This window comes from Gilliamella sp. Pra-s60, from assembly GCF_009795755.1.
In the GTDB taxonomy this organism is placed as follows: Bacteria; Pseudomonadota; Gammaproteobacteria; order Enterobacterales; family Orbaceae; genus Gilliamella.
The window spans coordinates 1-2,556 of record NZ_WTFA01000031.1; the positions used below are offsets into that span (position 1 = coordinate 1).

General features: G+C 42.7%; 1 protein-coding gene. It reads right to left on the bottom strand.

All coding sequences use genetic code 11. The annotated features are described in order from the left end of the window. Positions 1-907 precede the first annotated feature (907 nt). Positions 908-2,556, bottom strand: a 1,649-nt coding sequence (locus tag GQ596_RS10865; RefSeq protein ID WP_160401743.1) for a hypothetical protein, incomplete at its 5' end; no start/stop codon positions are given.

The following is a 2,556-nucleotide window of genomic DNA, read 5'->3' on the forward strand; positions in this document are numbered from 1 at the left end:
CGGTTGCCGGTTGCCGGTTGGCGGTTGCCGGTTGCCGGTTGCCGGTTGCCGGTTGCCGGTTGCCGGTTGCCGGTTGCCGGTTGCCGGTTGCCGGTTGCCGGTTGCCGGTTGCCGGTTGCCGGTTGCCGGTTGCCGGTTGCCGGTTGCCGGTTGCCTTTCATTAACATGATAACACATAATATTTGTTCCGTCAATTAAATCATTGTTTTATTTGGTTTTTTTATAAGCAATCACTTGTTTTAGTGAGTTTTTATAAAGTATTTAAAGCATATAGTTTGTTAAAAATTAAATCACCACTTTTTTTTTTAAGAATTGTAATGTTTTATTTATACTTAGCTTAATTTTTCGTTATTAAGTTTTAAGAAACTTTTAACATGGTATGTAACTAATTGTTTTTATTAAAAATAACCAAACAAAAAAAACTTCAATAAAATCAATACCTTTCCTGACCGATTTTTGGGAGGGTTTTTGTGTTGTTTTTTATAAAAAAGTGACTTATAAAAACCACTTAAGGTTATGTTATCTGTTTTATTCCGGCGTCGGACAAATTTGTCTGGAACAAATTTGAATACCTGAGCATAGCAAAGGTGGCCTCGTAGAGGCGAGTATCAGGATGATACGAGTAGCGTAGCCGAAGGCCACATTTTGTAGCTAATGCGTGGGATTGCAAAGGGAATTCGCTTTAATTCCCTTTGCTCAGACGTTGTCACTGTAGCTATTTTGTTCACCCAAAGGTCAAAACGTCCGAAACCTTGCGTACTAAAAATAGACCATGAATTTAAACCGCCACAGCGCAACCCTAAGGGAAACGCCCCAACTGGCGCGGGGGCTTTATTCTTATTTATATTGTCTCCTCAGGCACCATAACCGCCCTGCGACCCAAGGATTAAGGACTAAGAAATAAAAGCTAAGGTGCGGTGCAAACAGCATAACCGCTGTAGGAATCACTGTCGCCAAAGATAGAACCATCGTACGCGTAGACATAGAACCCATTTCTACCTGCTACGTCGTTCGTCCAATAGTTGAAGCTGACGAAGCCCACATCAGCGTAGTTGCTCATGTAGCCCCACTCCGTGAAAAACCCAGCACCTATGTGACGCATGAAAACATTATTACGAGAAGATGGCGTGGCGCCTACTGCACCTCGACAATAACGTCCTGAATTCCAACCAGAACAAACCGCGTTGGTTAAATCCCTTACCCGTGACATACGATAACCCAAACTATTACACCATGCTGTTTGATTAGAAGCGCTATCCAGCCTATTATCCCGATTGACGAACCACTGCCTCAACACAAAGCCATAACGAACCTCATTCCCCCTACCATCACTACCGACCAACTCAAAGTCCTGTGGCAAAGATGGACTTGTAAGTGGGCTTGGATTACTTGAATTTAACTGAGTACTATCAGCCCTAGGACCACTCAACGTTACCCGTGCGACAACTTTTCCTCTATCAACATCAGGAATCCAACTATCATTAGCTGCTACACTTGTCACCGTAGCCGTTATTCCACCACGCGTGACCGGAGACCATGTCAACTGACTTCCATCCACCCCACCTATAAGCAAATCAAAATACAATCCATCAGCACCTGTAGTTGGAAAGTTTAATTCGTAAGATGATGGGTTTGTTGACTGAACTAAAAACCCCTTTGTAGAACTCCATATGTTAGCTGGGCCTGCATAGCGTGGGTTATCATGAGAAGGGATGTCACTTGTACCACCCAACAACAAATTCGGCCTGACCGAACAAATAACTGGCTGTGGTGTCGTGATATAATAATCCACCGTCCCTCTGTGAAATAGACTACTTCTTGGCATACCATAACGAGTCTCTAAAGTGCCCTCTGTACTATCTAAAGTGATCTTATAAGGAGCATTACATATACTTAATGTATCATTACGACTAACCGTAGCGCCATCCCTACCCTTTATTACTAACGATATACTCCCTGATGCCGTTACTCCTCCTGCTCCCTGTCCGTCTCCATCATCGTCTCCCCATTTCCCTTGGCTAATTAGACTATTTAAACTAGTCGAGGTTGTACCCGACGGTATTACCATATGAATATCATTAAAAGTAAAATTTCCACTAGGTAACATTATCGGGTTTGTTGAACTCGATGTGTTAGTTGAAGGCGTGATAGTTCTTCCATCTGGCAACTCTATATACAATAAATTATTTGTATCAGTTACCTTAGTTATACCCCCATCAAACGTTAAATACGGCGCACTGCCCTCTATGACATTAATTGTACTTGTCGTTAACGCCTGTACTCTCTGCGTATATGACAATAACAACAATGGCGCAAAGAATAATGCCAATTTACGTAATAACGGAGACTTAAACAACAACGGCGGTTTGAATAAACACTTGGATATCGACGATAATTTTGCCGAGGATGTTGCTAATGACGGCATCGATTTCGCTACGCGAAATGACTTCGATGATAAAAATAACTGTGGTGCCTGTTTTTGACCACTGTGTGAATCAATAAGATTTAGGGCATAGGTTTGGCAGGCCAGATGCCAGATGCCAGATGCCAACCATG